Source organism: Propionivibrio limicola (genome assembly GCF_009469695.1).
Classification (GTDB): domain Bacteria; phylum Pseudomonadota; class Gammaproteobacteria; order Burkholderiales; family Rhodocyclaceae; genus Propionivibrio; species Propionivibrio limicola.
In genome coordinates this window covers 1-17,236 of record NZ_SSSR01000018.1, presented here as the reverse complement: position 1 = coordinate 17,236, position 17,236 = coordinate 1, and the positions used below count along the sequence as shown (strand labels likewise).

The following is a 17,236-nucleotide window of genomic DNA, read 5'->3' as shown; positions in this document are numbered from 1 at the left end:
GAAGCCGCATTATCCGCACTCATGCGACATCTTATGTCGTGCGCGATTATGGAGGGCAGAAATCGGAATCGAAAAGCCACTCGCGCTGCAATCCTCATCGCGACATATTCTGACTCACGCTACAACTATCCTTCTCCCTGTAATCTTTTGGGAGACTGATATGGACATCAAAATTGAGTTGGATAGCCCCCGGCAAGGGAGCACGGCAGAAGGTAAAAGCACCCTCCGCCCAACCGTTTACGCGCTAAAAATCGCCCTGAGTCACCCGGACGTTCTCGCCAAGTGCATGGAAGAGAGCGAGGCGCTGCTTCGCCTCCTCGGCAAGACCATGAAATGGCCACGGAAAATCACGGCGGCCATCGTAAAAGCCATTCAGGCGGAAGATGATGACGAGACTTCACCACGGTCTTACGGCGACAAACCGCTGTCGGTATTGCTGAAGTGTCGTAGCACGTGGCGCACGTATCAAAATGTCGTTTCCCGCCTCTTTAACGAGGATCAGAAACCGATTTCCGATGCGCTAGCCGATCATTTTTCAAGCCTGACGGCCAAAGATTCTGCGAATACTCCGCGCAATCCGAACATCACCCTTTTGGGAAGCCTTGTCGGCTTGAGCCCGCTCGAAAAGCGTCTCCTTGATTTTGCCGAGCACAGGAACGCCGAGCCCTTCCGGTCGTTTCTTCGATCCATTGATAACCTCGACGCGCGCGAAGCCTATTCCCTGCTGGCTGCCGCCATTGATGCGCCTATAGAGAGCGTCTGCAAAGCATTGCGGGCCGATGCGCCGCTGCGCGCCTTCGGGCTGATTGATTTCGATCGCTCACCGAGCGACATGGAGGATGTAATCCGTCTTGCCGATACGGGGGAAAGCTTCCTCGGCGAAACGTTTTCGAAGGCAGAAGACATGTTGCGCGTTGTGCTCCATCCAAGCGCGGCATCGTCGCTGACGCTGGAAGACTACCCGCATCTGACCCGCGAATTTGAGTGGCTGGTCTCGTATTTGCGCAACGCCAGCCAAGGCCAGATCAAGGGCACCAATGTGCTGTTTTACGGCACTCCCGGCACCGGCAAATCGGAGTTTGCCCGACTGATCGCTCAACACGCCGGCCTGACCGCATTTGACGTGAAATCGGCGGATGACGACGGCGATTCGATTGCCGGCAAAACACGCCTGACGCACTTTTCCTTGTCGCAACGCTTCCTGACCGAGCGAGAACGTTCGCTGGTCATCTTCGATGAAGTGGAAGATGTATTTCCGGACAGAGGTTTCAGCTTCCTCTCGCTGCTTGGCGGAAAGGCCTCCGGCGGCGGCGACCAATCCAAGGCTTGGATCAACAACCAGCTCGAAAGCTCGCCAGTGCCGGCGATCTGGATCTGCAACTCGATCAAGGCGGTCGATGACGCGTTTCTTCGCCGTTTTTCCTTCCACATCGAATTCCGTACGCCGCCCAAGACGGTCCGAGAACGCGTCGTGCGTCGCTGCCTGGGCGAAATCCCCGTCAGCCATGAACTCGTCAGCAAACTGGCCTCCGATGATCGCCTCAGTCCGGCGCAAATCAATCTGGCCAGCCGGTTTGCCAGCCTCTGCCAATCGACGCCGGGTTCCTTCGATGAAACCGCCCTGGCGGAAGCCATCAAGGCCAGCCAGCACGCCATGGGACGACCGGCGACGACAACGCAACTCCAGTCCAGGGGCGATACGTGCCAGCTGGGATTCTTGAATCTGGATACGGACATCCCGCTGGAGAAGATCGAACAATCGCTCTGCCGCCGGCCATCGGCGACGCTCTGTTTTTATGGCGCTCCCGGTGCGGGGAAAACGTCTTTGGCCCACCGTCTGGCTGATAAAATCGGCCGACCGCTCATGATCAAACGGGCCTCGGATCTGCTCGGCATGTACGTCGGCGAATCCGAGAAAAACATCGCCCGCATGTTCGCCGAAGCGAGCCGCGACGGTGCGGTTCTGTTGCTGGATGAAGCCGACAGTTTCCTGCGCAGTCGCCAGCACGCCAATCAATCGTGGGAGGTGACGCAGGTCAACGAGTTGCTGCAGCAGATGGAATCGTTCGACGGCGTATTCATTTGCACGACCAACCTGATGGACGACGTTGATGAGGCTGCGCTGCGCCGCTTTACCTTCAAACTGCGTTTCAACGCACTCGATACGGCACAGCGTGAAGCGATGTTTATCGACACGGTGCTCGATGGCGCCGCGCACCTCCTGTCTGCGCCCGTTCGTACGGGGCTGCAGCGGCTCGGCGCGCTCACGCCGGGGGATTTTGCGACAGTCAGGCGCCAGGAGACACTGATTGGCGAACGCTATTCGCCGGAAGATTTTCTGCAGTGCCTTGTGCGCGAATGTGCGATCAAGCAAAGCCAGCCGGCAAAAACCTTTGGATTTATTGGATAAGACACATGACAACTCACATGACACATTTTTCATCCAGCGCTCGCACCAGCGACAGCGCCCCGCTGCGCATCGACACCCTTCATCTCCCCAACGGCTGGGGCAACATCGGCATGTCCTTCTGCCCCGGCAAGAAACAATCTGACGCGCTGACCGGCGCGTGGGACAGGGATCTCGACAAGGATCTCGTCCGAATCCGCGACTGGGGTGCGTCGATGGTCGTTTCACTCATAGAGGAACACGAATTTTCCCATTTGCAGGTGACGGCGCTCCCCGAACGGGTCAAAGCCCACCAAATGAACTGGCGCCACCTGCCGATTCCGGACAGGCAACCGCCGGGGGCCGCGTTTCACGATCTTTGGCCAACGCTGGGCCGGGAGATGATCGACTTGCTGAGCCAAGGGGAACACCTCTTCATTCATTGCATGGGCGGACTCGGGCGCACAGGAACGCTTGCCGGATGCCTGCTGATCGAAGCGGGTTTCGCGCCGGAAGCCGCCATTAACGCCGTGCGCACGGCGCGCCGGAACACCATCGAAACGCTGGAGCAGGAAGATTACGTCAGAAATTACCGGGCATGGTTCTGAAGCCGGGCAATGGCGGGCGCCCTGAGTTCATTGCGACGCAATCCGTCGCAATGCGATGACGCGTAGTAACATTCGGAGAAACCATGCCAAACGGAAAATCAATCATGCCAAAAGCCGCCAATCATCTGGCTCAAGCCCGCCAATGGGACATGCTGTGCAAATTGCCCAACCGCGCCCCCGGCATTAGCGCCAAGGAGCTCACCGAACGGCTGAAAAACGACGGATTCGACGTCACCAAGCGCACGGTCGAGCGTGACCTGATCAGCCTGTCGACGATTTTCGGCATCTCCTGCAACGACAAGGGCACGCCGTATGGCTGGTACTGGACGAAAGGCGAGCCCGCCAATCTCCCGGGCATCAGCGTCAGCGACGCCGTTTCGATGAGCATCGTGGAAGAACTGCTTCGCCCACTGCTGCCGGCCGCCGTCCTCGACTCGATGGAACCGCGCTTCAAGCAGGCCAAGAACAAGCTCGACGAGCTGGAAGATGACAACACCGCCGCCCGCTGGGTCCACAAGGTGCGCTACGTTTCTCCGACGCTGCCGTTACTCCCGCCCAAAGTGGACGAAAACGTCCTGTTCGCCACGCAGGAAGCCCTGCTTGCCGACCGGCAACTCCTTGTGCACTACCAGAAAAACGGAAAAGAGCCGCAGGAAATGCGCCTGCATCCGCTGGCGCTGGTGCAGCGCGGGCCGGCGACCTACCTCGTCGCCACCGCGTTTGATTACGAAGACGTCCGGCTGTATGCCATGCACCGGATCGTCGACGCCCAACGCCTCGAAGAGGCTGTCGTGCCGCCGCCAGGATTCTCGCTCGACGACTACGTTGCCTCCGGCGCCCTGCACTTTGGCAAGGGGGAAACGATAAAACTGGTCGCCTCAATTGCTAAAGCGGTCTCGGAGATCCTGACCGAAACACCTCTTTCGGCGGATCAACGACTGATCGCCGAAGACGACAAAATTCGCCTTGAAGCAACCGTCGCCGACACCTGGCAGTTGCATTGGTGGATTCTGTCGCACGGGGCCGATATCGTGATTGAAGAGCCCGCCAGCCTGCGCGATCAAGTGGCGAAAACGCTTGTCGAGGCAGCAAAGCAGTATCAATCCATTGAGATTCCATGACGTCAGCTCAGTCCGGCAAAAAAACGTCTACCGGAAGCCCGATTCCTTGGGAGCGCATCTACGGAATAGCAAAAACATCTACTGCCACGTTCGCCACTTACAAAACATCTACAAGCCCGCAGCACCCCGCTAGTCGATGCAATCCTTCACTGAGCCATTCAGTTGGATTTGCAATCTCCAGTGGTATTTTATTTCTTACAACAGACGGAGGATTTTCATGCATTACGTTCATTTTTCCAAACCAGCGCTTGTTCAATCTTTAATGAACGGCTTTGAAGCGTTTGTCGTAAAACACGGAAACAAAAAGCGCCATGCGATAGAGTTCTACGGCTTGTTGTTTGGCCATACAGAAGAGACGTCAAGAACGGTTCATCACCATGTTGATTTCGTATCAATAGACAGTTCTGCTGACATGAATGGGGGATGGGTGCAGAACAACGAGGATGCAACATTTTTAAAGGAACAGTTTGCATACGGGGCTGGCTATGATTTTTTAGGGTCAATTCACACACATCCGTATCTATCTCAAGAGATGACACTCCCCGAAGCAAGAACTAGCGGCTCACATTTTTCCGATAGCGATTTGCAAAACTTCCATGAACAGTTTTCTGAGGATTCTTTTTTCGGACGGCCGTTTTCAGTACATGCTGTACTTGCAATCCGGAACAAAGATGACGAATCTGAAAGGCAAAGAATCGAGCGAGATGGCTATTTGGAGCCTAATATCTTTGAGTTTTCACTCGCCAACTGCAAGTGCTTCCTAAAAGCACAAGTGTTTTCATGTAAGAACGGTGTTCTGAAACGAGAAGATACGTCGCTCAAGAGCGACTACCTCGAAAAATTCGGATACTTAGAGGGAAGTTTTGGATCTGTCAAACTCGTGGATGGCAAGCAACGCATTGTGGAACATGTAGCCTAATCGGATAGGCTTCCTGGCGGAACTATTCGCATATCCGCGGATAGTTCCGCCAATTACCGGACAACCGAACAACAAAAAATCACGCGCGAACTTTCGTTAGACATTGCTGACGGGACAAAATCCCCAGTACCTCGCCATCGCCAATGAAATGCTGTTGGACGCGGATCAAATGTGTTTCAACATTGTCGATCCAAAACTCGACCAGAGAGATGAGCGTGTTATAGGTAGCCTCGTCAGGTAGCGAATCATCGTCTTCATCCCAGCAGTCCCACTCCGGTTTTCCCGTGATGATCTCGTCAAGCAGGTCATAAAGGTCATCGTCGGCGCTTAATCGCCCGAGCGATACGTCTTCATTGCCGTCTTCGATCTCCTCCGTAATGTCGCCGAGAAAATCTTCTGCCCGTGCAAGCCACTGAACGACGCTTGCGAGGCACGCGGGCGGTGTCTGGCCAATGTGCTGGCATGCACAATTGATCCACGCGTCGGCTTCGCCGATAACCATCAGCAAAGCCTGCGTTTGCCGAAATGGATAATCTTCGGCCAGATCATCGGCGGTATCCATGGACAGGCCGGTGTCCACTATCAGGTAGCGGGAAGTCATCATGAAATCTCCTATTTTGTTGGTTTCCGGAGGGCATCAGGAATTGGTTGCATGATCTGGGTAACGATCATTGCGATGAACAATTGAAGCATGTTGCTCTCCTAGGGGGGAACGGTGCAGGTGGCACGCATAGCTTTCGATTGTAGAGAAAGCCAGCGACAGAGTGTGTCGCATGATGTTGTTCGACGCAAAGCAGGAATGCGACACAACCTGTCGCAGCACTCATGCAAACTTCGTCCGTACCTTTGACGGAGACCCGCATGAAAAACAGAATGTCCGTGCGTCGTGCGCTGCTTGTATCCTTTGTTGTCAGGATCTTGTTTTTTCCCGCTCGTCAGCGCATTACGCGGAAAAGCTAAGCGCTTTGTGTCCCGAACAGGATTTCGAGATTCAGCTGGTATTGGCCGCGTTTGATGTGGATGTGGTGTCTGAACTGCAGCGATTGGGACGGCGGCAGATTCCGTCCATCCTGCTCCCCAAGATGATGAATTGGCTGCAACGCGAAAGCGCGCTGTCCGAAGAGGAGGCGCGATGGTCAGTGCATAGCTGGGCGATGGCGTTGGGGTTGATAGAATTCGCCGAGGAGCCGATTCCCGCGCCCGAGGTTCCCCATTGTCTTTAACCCTTCCGTTCCTGCGGACGGATCAGGGATAAAGGATAAATCGCGATGCCATGCCACCAACGACAACAACAAGGAGTCGCCGCTTTGACTGAACACGCACTTGCCCCCGGTTTCATGGTCATCCATGGCAATCAGCCTGAATTGCTCCGGCAACTGCTGGTGCATTGGTATAAAGCGCACCCGCTCACTCCGCTTGAAGATGAAATCGTTCTGGTGCAAAGCAACGGCATCGCGCAATGGCTGAAGCTTGCGCTGGCGGCGAATGCTTCCGCGGCGGTCGATAGCGGCTGCGGGATTGCCGCGTCGCTCGACATGCTCCTGCCTTCGCGGTTTATCTGGCAGGTGTATCGGGCGGTGCTTGGTGGCGATGCGGTTCCCGAAGCCTCGCCGTTCGACAAGCCCCTCCTGCTCTGGCGCCTGATGCGGCTTCTGCCCAACCTGATCGGCCAACCGGGTTACGAGCCGCTCGCCCGTTTCCTGCAGGACGATGGCGATCTCAGAAAGCGTTACCAGCTCGCGGAAAAAATCGCCGACCTGTTCGACCAGTACCAGGTCTATCGGGCGGATTGGCTCGATGCCTGGGCGAACCGGCACGACGTGCTGCTCAACGGGCGCGGCGAGTCACGGCCGCTCGATCCGGCGCAATGCTGGCAGGCGATGCTCTGGCGTGCGCTGCTTGAAGATGTCGGCGAGGCGGCCCAGACCAGCCGCGCCGCCGTCCATCAACGTTTTCTCTCCGCCGCCAGTGCATTGCAGGAGCACCCGCACGGCCTGCCGCGCCGTGTTTCGGTTTTCGGACTGTCTTCCCTTCCGAAGCAGTCGCTGGAGGTGCTGTTGGCCATCTCGCGATTTACTCAGGTTCTCCTCTGCGTGCATAACCCCTGCGAGCACTATTGGGCCAATCTGCTTTCGGAAAAAGATCTGGCACGACGCACGTCCGAGCGGCATTCCCGCAAAAAGGGCACCCCGGAGATCATGGAAGAAAGCGATCTTCACCTGCATGCGCACCCGCTGTTGGCGTCGTGGGGCAAGCAGGGACGCGATTACATCGCGCTGCTCGATGAACTCGATGCGCCGGACTCCTACCGGTCGCTGTTCGCCGAAGTTGGCGAGCGGATCGACGTCTTCGAGAGTCATGGCGGCGCTACTTTGCTCAACCAGTTGCAGGACGATATCCGCCTCCTGCGCTCGGCGCATGAATCGCGTGAGACTTGGCCGGCCGTCGATCCCGCCAGTGATCACTCCATCCGTTTCCATGTCGCCCACAGCGCGCAGCGCGAAATGGAAATCCTGCACGACCAGCTTCTCGCCGCCTTCGATGCCGACGAGACGCTACGGCCGCGCGATGTGATCGTGATGGTTCCGGACGTCAATGAATACGCGCCCCATATCGAAGCGGTATTTGGCCAGATCGATACGTCCGACCGGCGCTATATCCCGTTCTCGATTGCCGACCAGATCCGGCGCCACCAGGCACCGATCGCTTTCGCCCTAGAATTTCTGCTCGGCGTGCCCGAATCGCGGCTGGCGGTCAGCGACATTCTCGACCTGCTCGACGTGCCGGCCGTCCGCCAGCGGCTGGGCATTGAGGCGGACGACCTGCCGCTGCTTCACCAATGGATTGACCAGACCCGCATTCGCTGGGGGCTGGATGGCCAGCATCGCGAGCAGTTCATCCAGCAACGCTACGAGCAGAACACGTGGATGCACGGCCTCAAACGGATGCTGCTCGGCTACGCCGTCGGCAGCGACCCGACCGGCCGGGAAGACGACGACTGGCACGATATCGAGCCGCACGGCGAAGTCTCCGGCCTCGATGCCGCCCTCGTCGGCCCGCTCTCGCGATTGCTGATCCAGCTGGAGCAGCTGGTGCGGACGTTTGCGACGCCGGCCACGCCGGAAGCATGGAATGACCGTTTGCAGCAGTTGCTGCAGGACTTCTTCCTGAGCGATGCCCCGGAAGACACGCTGCTCCTCCGCAAGCTGCAATCGAGTCTGCAATACTGGGTTGAAGCCTGCGCGGCGGCGGGTTTGCACGACGAAATCCCGCTCGCCGTCATTCGCGAACACTGGCTGTCGCAGATTGATGAAGCCAGCCTTGCCCAGCGTTTCATGGCCGGCAAGCTGACCTTCGCCACCCTGATGCCCATGCGCGCCATACCGTTCAAGATGGTCTGCCTGCTCGGCATGAACGATGGCGAATTTCCCCGCTCCCGCCCGCCGGTCGACTTCGACCTGATGGCCCGCGACATCCGCCCCGGCGACCGTTCGCGCCGGGACGACGACCGCTATCTGTTTCTCGAAGCGCTGCTTTCGGCGCGCGAACGCTTGCACATCAGCTGGGTCGGCCGGAGCATTCAGGACAATACCGAACGGCCGCCGTCGGTGCTGGTCAGCCAACTGCGCGACCATCTCGAAGCCTGCTGGCGAGTGGCAGCGGCCGATTCGCAACAGAAGCTGCTGCCGGCGCTGACCGTCGAACACCGGCTACAGGCCTTCAGCCAGGACTATTTCCGTCAGGACACGGCCGCCTCGCCGCTGTTTACCTATGCCCGGGAATGGGAACGCAAGGCAAGCGCCGATACGCCACCCGTCGCCGCCGAAACGCCGCTGGCGGCGCCCGTCTTCGACGCGCCCATCACGCTCGGTCAGCTCGGCGGCTTCCTCAAGGACCCGGTAAAGACGTTCTACCGGGAGCGCCTCCGGGTCGCTTACGAAATCGACGACCTGACCAGCGAGGATAACGAGCCGTTCGATCTGGACGGACTCGAGCGCTGGGCGTTGCAGGATCAGTTGATTCAGGCGCGTCTGGATGCCTTGCTGGCTAGCCGCGATGAAGCCGACGCCGTCCAGCGGCAGCTCGCGCGCATTCGCCGGCGCGGCGAATTGCCCTTGGGCGAGATGGCCGACTTGTTCGAAGGCGTTCTCCTCGAACCGCTCGACGAGATGTTCGCGCTTTATGAAGAGACGCAGGCATCCTGGCCGACTCCGCTGGAGGATTTGTCCTTCGACTATTCGTATGAGGCCGACGGTCAGCCGCTGACGGTTCAGGGCCGGATCGGCCAGTTCTTCGGCGCCGGCGAAAACTGCTGCCGCATCGAACTCAACACGAGCAACTTCATCGAGAAAAATAAATACCGGCGCGAAAAGCTGCTTTCCGCCTGGGTGTTGCATCTGGCCTCGCACCTCGCCGACCGGCCGATCACGACGTTCATCGTCAGCAAGAATGGACTGGTGGCAATCAACCCGCTTGACCCGGAAGCGGCTAAAAAGCACTTCCACGCCCTTGTCGAGAGCTACGTTGCCGGCCTGCGCTCGCCGCTGCCGCTTGCCCCCAAAACCGGCTTCGCCTGGCTGGAAAAGCAGGGGACGCCCTTCGAAGGCGCGCTGGCCGATTGCCAACAGAAAGCCGTCAAAAATGCCCGTGAAAAATACGAAGACGGCTACAACTATCAGGGCGAATGCAGCCAGAACGACTATCTGAAGCGCTGTTACCCGACCTTCGAAGCGTTCTGGTCGACCGGCCAATTCACTCACTACTGCGAGGTTCTCTACGCGCCGTTGATGGCTTGCGTCGGGAAGAACAGCGAATCGGAATAAAGGAGCGTACGACCATGCATACCATTCACTCGCTTGATCCCCTCGCCTTCCCGCTCCACGGGAGCCATCTGATCGAAGCCAGCGCCGGCACGGGCAAGACGTTCACGATTGCGATGCTCTATGTCCGGCTGGTGCTCGGGCATGGCAATGACCATTCATTCTCCGGTGGCCGTTCGCTGACGCCGCCAGAAATCCTCGTCGTGACCTTCACCGAGGCCGCCACCAAGGAACTCCGCGACCGGATTCGGGCGCGGCTGGCCGAAGCCGCCAGCTACTTTCGCGCCGCACCGGACGATGGCGAACTCAACGCCGACCCATTGCTGCGAGCGCTGCGCGCCGACTATCCGGAGCAGGAATGGCCGCTTTGTGCGCGCAAGCTGGAACTGGCGGCCGAATGGATGGATGAAGCGGCCGTCTCGACGATCCACGGCTGGTGCAATCGCATGCTGCGCGAACACGCGTTCGACAGCCAAAGCCTGTTCACCCAGAATCTTGAGACGGACCAGACCGATCTGCGCGCCGAAGTAGTCCGCGATTACTGGCGGATATTTTTCTACCCGCTGGCGTTGAAAGAGCTTGCCTGCGTCGCCTCCTACTGGAAATCGCCGGACGACCTCGGAAAAGCCCTCAAATCCTTGCTCGGACATGCCGGGCGCCTGCCGGTCGTCGATGATCCAGCCCCCCTTCTCCGCACGAGTCTGGCCGAGAAAGAGGCCATTCTCGAAAGCCTCAAGGCGCCGTGGCGGACATGGGCCGATGAGCTTCAGGCGATCTTCGATGACGAAAAGAAAAACGGAAACATCAACGGAAAAGTCCTGAAGCAAAATTACTACACCGGCTGGTTCAACAAGCTCCGCAACTGGGCCAACTCGGATGACGAAACTGTGGACATTGGCACCGGCTGGGAACGCCTGACGGCGGAAGGCTTGGCCGCCGCCTGGAAGACGACCCCACCCACGCATCCGGCCTTCGATGCGTTACCGGAAATCAAGGCCGCGCTGGCCAACCTCCCCAACCCACAGGCGGACTTGCTGGCGCATGCCGCATGCTGGGTCGCGCAGGAATTTGCCGCCGCCCAGAAACGTCGCGCCCAGATCGGCTTCAACGACCTGCTGACCGAGCTGGAAGCAGCGCTCAACGGGCCTTACGGCGACCGTCTCGCCGAGATCATTCGGGCGCAATTTCCGGTCGCGCTCATCGACGAGTTTCAAGACACCGACCCCGTCCAGTACCGGATTTTCGAGCGGGTCTATGAAATTTCCGCGAATCGCGACGACAGCGGCCTCATCCTGATCGGCGACCCCAAGCAGGCGATCTATGCCTTCCGCGGCGCTGACATTTATACCTACCTGAAGGCGCGGACGGCAGTGGATGGCCGGCTGTACACGCTCGACACCAATTACCGTTCGACGCAGGCGATGGTGGAAGCGGCCAACCATTGCTTCATCCGGATCGAAACGGAGGAATCATCGGCAGGCGCTTTCCTGTTCCGTCGCGGCGAAGAAAATCCGGTGCCGTTTCAGGCCGTCAACGCCAATGGCCGCAAGGACGATTTCCTGCTCGGTGGCCAGACACTTCCGGCCATGAGCCTGACCGTCGCGCCCACAGACAAGGCGCTGTCGAAGGAGCGCTATATCGACCGGATGTCCGAAATCTGCGCGACACAAATGGTCGATTGGCTCAACGACCCGTCGGCGGGCTTTGCCGGCAGGGAAAGCGACTTCCTGGCGATCAAACCGGGCGACATGGCGGTGCTCGTCAATAACGGGAATGAAGCAAAAGCGATCCGACAGGCGCTCGCCCGCCGTGGCGTGCGTTCCGTCTATCTTTCCGACAAGGACACGGTTTATGCCACCCCGCAGGCCGACGAGGTGTATCGCTGGCTCGCCGCCTGCGCCGAGCCGGATAACGACCGTCTGCTTCGCGCAGCCCTGTCGACTGCCTCGCTTGGCCTCTCCTTCGCGGCGCTCGATGAACTCAATGTCGATGAAGAAGCCTGGGAAGCCCGCGTCGTCCAGTTCAAGGGCTATCGGGAAATGTGGCAGAAGCAGGGCGTCCTGCCCGTGATCCGCCGGATTCTGCGCGATTTCGGCGGCAATGACCGGTTGCTCAGCATGGACAACCTCGAACCCGACGCCAGCGGGCAAAGCGGCGAGCGCATCCTGACCGACTTGCTGCATCTCGCCGAGCTCCTGCAGCAGGCGAGCTTCACGCTCGAAGGCGAACACGCGCTGATTCGCTTCCTGGCCGAACAGATCGCCGAACCGGGTAACGAGGGGGCTGGTGACGGCAAGAAACTGCGGCTCGAAAGTGACGCCGATCTCGTCAAGGTCGTCACCATCCACAAGTCCAAGGGGCTGGAATACCCGCTGGTTTTCCTGCCCTTTATCTGCGCCACGCGCCTGACCAAGGACAGCGATGTCCCGTTGAAGTGGCACGACGAGGCGGGGAAACTTCAGATCTCGCTCAAGGCAACGCCGGACATCCTCGCCAGCGCGGAACGCGATCGCCTGGGCGAGGACTTGCGCAAGCTCTATGTCGCACTAACCCGGGCCCGCTATCTCACCTGGCTGGGGCTGGCTCCCGTCAATGGTTGCGAACCGGGCGCCATTGGCCATCTGTTCGGTTTGGACGGAGTGGGCGCCGACCAGTACCTGACGGCGATCCAGTCTTTCGCCGAGGGACAGCCGAGTTTGTCCGTCACCGAAGTCGCGGATGAAATGCCGGTTCATCTCACAAAGTACGTTGCGGCGACAGCAACCACGGAGCCGGGCACGGCGCGCCGACCAAACCGCGCCGCCAGGGAAAACTGGTGGATCAGCAGCTATTCGGCGCTGCCGGTTGAGGGGCACGCCATTCCCGAAGCCGCCGCACTCGACGACACGCCAGAGGCGCAAAACCTGCTTGAGGAACAGCGTTCGGTTCCGGTTCCGGTTCCGGTTCCGCTTCCCCTCGCCGCGCCTTCCGCTGACCAGAAAACCAGCGCGCCAATGCACCGCTTTCCGAAAGGCGCGGAAGCCGGCACATTCCTGCACGACCTGATGGAATGGGCCGCCAACAAAGGATTTCCAACGGTGCTCGATGACGCCGTCGAAGTACGGGACATGGTTGCCCGGCGCTGCAAGGTTCGCCGCTGGGAGGCTTGGGTCGATCCGCTTGTCGATTGGATGGGGCAAATGCTATCGACGCCGCTGCCGATCGGGGGCGAAAGCATTTGCCTCAATTCGCTGCACGTCACGAAGGCCGAAATGGAATTCTGGTTCGAGGCGAAGCAGGTCGATCTTGGCGAACTCGATGCGGCGATCATCGAACACACGCTGGATCGCCGGCCACGTCCACGACTGACGCCCGAACAGCTGAACGGCATGTTGAAGGGGTTTATGGACCTCGTTTTTCTGCACGAGGGCCGCTATTTCGTGGCCGACTACAAGTCGAACTGGCTCGGCACGACGGATGCCGATTACACGCCATCGGCCATGGATGAAGCCATTCGCGCGCATCGCTACGACCTCCAGTATGCGATCTACCTCCTCGCGCTGCATCGGCTCCTGAAATCCCGCCTGCCCGATTACGACTACGACCGTCATGTCGGAGGAGCCGCTTATCTGTTCGTGCGCGGTCTGGGAGCACCAAGTGCCGGTGTCCATTACGAACGCCCACCAAAAGCGTTGATTGAAAGCCTCGATGCCCTGTTTGCCGGAGAAACTGCATGAATTCGCGCATGAATTCCCCAATGACCGATTCCAAAGAAATGCTGGCGTTGCTCGAACAATGGGTAGAGCGCGGCTGGTTGCGTGAAGTCGACCTCGCCCTCGTCCGGTTTTTTATTGCGGAAGTGCCGGAGACGCCCCCGGCTCTGATGCTCGCGACGGCGCTAGTCAGTCACCAATTAGGCCGGGGTCATGTGTGTCTCGATCTGGAAAACACCCTGCTCGATCCGTATATGGCGTTATCGCTCCCGCCAGAGCAGGAGGATGAACCCAACCCGGATCAGGCGGAAATTCCGCAGCCGTGCGATCTTTTGGCGGGCTGGACGCCATCCGGCTGGATCAGTGCGTTAAACCACCCCGAGCTCGTCAGCGACGGGCAAACCAGAACGCCGCTGGTTCTCGTCGGCCACCGCCTGTATTTGCGCCGCTACTGGCGCTATGAGCGACAGGTCGAACAGCAGATTCAGCAGCGGATTGAAAACAGCGCTGCCATCGCCAGCGAAGTTCCGGAGGCGGAGCTCAAAACCACCCTGAACGCTCTCTTCCCGCCGGCAGACTCGGGCAAGACGGACTGGCAGAAAATCGCCTGCGCCCTGGCCGCCCGTAGCGCCTTCTCCATCATCACGGGCGGGCCGGGAACCGGAAAAACAACGACGGTTGTCCGTCTGCTGGCGTTGCTGCAATCCATCGCCCTGGCCAAAAGCTCATCGGTAGACAACGTCCGCCCGTTGCAGATTCGTCTCGCCGCCCCCACCGGCAAAGCCGCCGCGCGCCTGAAGGAATCAATCTCCGGCGCGATCAGCAAGCTGCCCGGTTTCGTTCAGGAAAATGCAGACCTGAAGGCGAGCATTCCAACGGAAGTCACGACGCTGCATCGGCTGTTGGGAACGCGGCCGGACTCGCGGACATTCCGCCACAACGCCCGTAACCCGCTGCCGCTCGATGTTCTGGTGATCGACGAGGGATCGATGGTCGATCTGGAAATGATGGCGGCGCTGCTTATGGCCTTGCCACCGCATGCTCGCCTCGTTCTGCTGGGTGACAAGGATCAGCTGGCCTCGGTCGAAGCCGGCTCCGTTCTCGGCGAGCTTTGCCGGCGCGCCCGGGCGGGGCATTTCCTGCCGGAAACCGTGCGCTGGATCGAGGCGATGACGGGCGAAACGGTCGAATCCTCACTCTGCGACGACGCGGGATTGCCGCTCGACCAACATGTCGTGATGCTGCGCGAGAGCCGCCGGTTCGATGCCTCAAGCGGCATCGGTCAGTTGGCCGATGCCGTCAACGCCGGAAATACCGACAAAATCCACGAGGTTTTCGCGCACGGCTACGGCGACCTCCGCCGCCACGATTTCCCGACACTGGAAGAAAAAGAACTGGAATCCATCCTTCTCGGGGACGCAGACGATGACGCTTCGCCGCAAGGATTAGCTGGCTTAGCCGGTTACCTGAACATCGTCAGACGCGAGAGGCCGCCGCTAGATGCAGACAAAGCGGCCTTCGATGCCTGGGCAACAAAAGTACTCAATGCACACGGCCGCTTCCAGCTGCTATGCGCCCTGCGCAACGGCCCATTCGGCGTGAAGGGGATGAACCTGCGCATTGAATCGCTGCTGCACAAACGCAAACTAATCCAGCCGGGTGCTTCGTGGTACGAAGGCCGTCCGGTGCTGGTGACCCGCAACGACTACCGGCTGGAATTGATGAACGGCGACATCGGCATCGCGCTTTCCTACCCCGTCCGGAACAAGGCATCCGGCCAGATCGAATGGTCGTCACGCGTCGCCTTCCCCAAAGGCGATGGTTCCGGCGGCATTCACTGGGTACTCCCCAGCCGGCTGCTTTCCACCGAAACGGTTTTTGCGCTGACGGTGCACAAGTCGCAAGGCTCCGAATTCGAACATTGCGCCCTTCTCCTGCCGCCAGTACGCAACCCGATCCTGACCCGGGAGTTGGTCTACACGGGGATCACACGCGGGAAATCCTGGTTCTCGCTGATCTGTATCGGCAACAAGGCCATCGTCGAGGAAGCATCGGCCCGCACCGTGCAGCGTTCGGGTGGATTGTTTGCGTGAAATGCCGCGTGCGCTTACCTGTTTCCCGGCACGATGCCAGAAAAAAAGGCCGACAACCCTTCTGAGGTTACGGCCTTTTTCGTTTTGTCTCTGTCCCGCGAAGGATATCGGTGCTGGGCTTGGGAACGATAGGCGATCCGTCAGGTTTTAGAGTGAAGCAGACATCCCCGCGACCACTCTCAGACGGGGACGAATTCCCACCCTTTGCGGAGTCGTGCCTTATGACGATAAATTTCTCCAGTGCGTGATATGCATGACCTGAAACGATAAGGATCTCGAGCCAAGCCACATGAGATTCCGCACTTCAGAATTCTTTTCCTTGAAAAAGGCGCTAAAACCAAGGAACATGCCGCCCCTTTTTCGCTCCGCACGGCCCGCATTTTTAAGTAACGGCGCCCCGGAGCGAACTGCCTAATTCCGACGGAGCCGCCATGTCCTTCAAAGACGCTACCCCCCACTTCCAGATGCTTAACGTGTCGTTGATCGAGCCGGATCCACAGCAACCGCGCCGGGAGATCGACGAAGCCGGACTGAAGGGGCTCACGCATTCCATCCAGAGAAAAGGCCTCATTCACCCGCTGATCGTCCAACCGGCCAACGCCGCCGGGAAATACACGCTGATCGTCGGCGAAAGACGCTGGCGTGCCGCGGTCATGGCGGGAGAAACAACGGCGCCGGCTTTGATCCACCCCTGCGACCCCGACGAGGCGCTGGAAATACAGGTGTTTGAAAACCTTGGTCTGGGGATGCGTGCACCGATTGAAGCACGCGACATGGCCAATGCCATTCAAACGATTGCCAACCGCTTTGAAACACGGGAATCGGCCGCGGAACACTTTGGACGAAATTCGTCGTGGCTCAACCAGGCGACGGCCGCCGCCAATCTATCGGAAAAAGTTACGGCCCTCCTCGATTCCGGCAAGATTTCCAGCACGGGCGCCGCCGTCCAACTGGAAAAGCTGGCCCAGAAGAACGAGGCCAAGGCCGAGTCGATCATCGACCAGATTGAGCAACTGCCGGAAGGAACAAAGCTCTCCAAGAAGGTGGTGGATAGCGTTCTCTCCGAAGAAGCACCGCGGCGCAAGAAGAAGGAAGAGCAGGTGGAGGCCATTCTCGCGACCACCCCGCCACCGGCACCTGGCGCGCCTATGAGCGGCGAGGAGCAGGTTCCGCCGTGGGAGGACATACCCTCGACGCCCGCTCCCCTCCAACGCCAGGTCAGTCCCAGCAAAGTCGAGCGTGTCGCCAAAATTCTCGGGTTGGACGACAGCAACGAAGCCGAAATTCTGGAACGGCTGATCGATGAATTTCTTGCGCTGAAAGAGGGAAACTCGCCGTTTTAGACCGGATTACGAAGATTTTCCCCGTCTCAATCGAAGTTGGCCGATAGGCAGTTGCCTGCACTCGATCAGATGCGCTGCAGGCAAGCCCGAATCCGCTCAATCGTTTGTTCAACGGGCGCACGGATCGAAACCTCCAGCCCCAAATCGCGGGCAATTGTCACCAGCGGTTGTAAATTGACACAGGCCAGCGATTGAAAGTTGATACACCGAACTGAGAAGATCGGCGGTTTTTGAGGCGCCGGTGATCACGAACG

Annotated in this window: 10 protein-coding genes; 9 read left to right on the top strand and 1 reads right to left on the bottom strand. The window is 59.1% G+C overall.

All coding sequences use genetic code 11. The annotated features are described in order from the left end of the window. Window positions 1-160 precede the first annotated feature (160 nt). The 4 genes from GH659_RS11690 (at window position 161) to GH659_RS11675 (ending at window position 5,034) form a co-directional block, all read left to right on the top strand. Complete coding sequence (locus tag GH659_RS11690; protein ID WP_170285880.1) at window positions 161-2,410, top strand: AAA family ATPase; 2,250 nt, start codon at window positions 161-163, stop codon at window positions 2,408-2,410. Window positions 2,411-2,427: 17 nt separating this feature from the next. Continuing rightward, window positions 2,428-2,994 (top strand): cyclin-dependent kinase inhibitor 3 family protein, encoded by a 567-nt coding sequence (locus tag GH659_RS11685; RefSeq protein ID WP_170285879.1) that lies wholly within the window; start codon window positions 2,428-2,430, stop codon window positions 2,992-2,994. Window positions 2,995-3,098: 104 nt separating this feature from the next. Next, complete coding sequence (locus GH659_RS11680) at window positions 3,099-4,115, top strand: helix-turn-helix transcriptional regulator (RefSeq protein WP_170285878.1); 1,017 nt, start codon at window positions 3,099-3,101, stop codon at window positions 4,113-4,115. Window positions 4,116-4,332: 217 nt separating this feature from the next. Further along, a complete protein-coding gene (locus GH659_RS11675) occupies window positions 4,333-5,034 on the top strand; it encodes a hypothetical protein (RefSeq protein WP_153111589.1) in 702 nt (233 codons plus the stop codon). Window positions 5,035-5,113: 79 nt separating this feature from the next. Here the strand turns inward: GH659_RS11675 and GH659_RS11670 are convergent, their stop codons facing one another. Beyond that, a complete protein-coding gene (locus tag GH659_RS11670; protein ID WP_153111588.1) occupies window positions 5,114-5,638 on the bottom strand; it encodes a hypothetical protein in 525 nt (174 codons plus the stop codon). A gap of 169 nt (window positions 5,639-5,807) precedes the next feature. Between GH659_RS11670 and GH659_RS11665 the strand changes: the two genes are divergently transcribed. From GH659_RS11665 to GH659_RS11645, 5 genes are all read left to right on the top strand, one after another. Beyond that, the gene (locus GH659_RS11665; RefSeq protein ID WP_153111587.1) at window positions 5,808-6,257 is read left to right on the top strand and encodes a hypothetical protein; all 450 of its coding nucleotides are present in this window, start codon (window positions 5,808-5,810) and stop codon (window positions 6,255-6,257) included. A gap of 84 nt (window positions 6,258-6,341) precedes the next feature. After that, on the top strand, window positions 6,342-9,857 hold the full coding sequence (gene recC, locus GH659_RS11660) for an exodeoxyribonuclease V subunit gamma (protein ID WP_211364222.1): 3,516 nt from the start codon (window positions 6,342-6,344) through the stop codon (window positions 9,855-9,857). A 14-nt stretch (window positions 9,858-9,871) separates the two neighbouring features. Next, window positions 9,872-13,570 carry an exodeoxyribonuclease V subunit beta gene (gene recB, locus GH659_RS11655; RefSeq protein WP_153111585.1) on the top strand — a complete coding sequence of 1,233 codons (3,699 nt, stop codon included), beginning with the start codon at window positions 9,872-9,874 and terminating at the stop codon, window positions 13,568-13,570. 20 nt (window positions 13,571-13,590) lie between these two features. Continuing rightward, complete coding sequence (gene recD, locus GH659_RS11650; protein ID WP_211364221.1) at window positions 13,591-15,639, top strand: exodeoxyribonuclease V subunit alpha; 2,049 nt, start codon at window positions 13,591-13,593, stop codon at window positions 15,637-15,639. Window positions 15,640-16,070: 431 nt separating this feature from the next. Continuing rightward, complete coding sequence (locus GH659_RS11645; RefSeq protein ID WP_153111584.1) at window positions 16,071-16,982, top strand: ParB/RepB/Spo0J family partition protein; 912 nt, start codon at window positions 16,071-16,073, stop codon at window positions 16,980-16,982. Window positions 16,983-17,236: the final 254 nt, after the last annotated feature.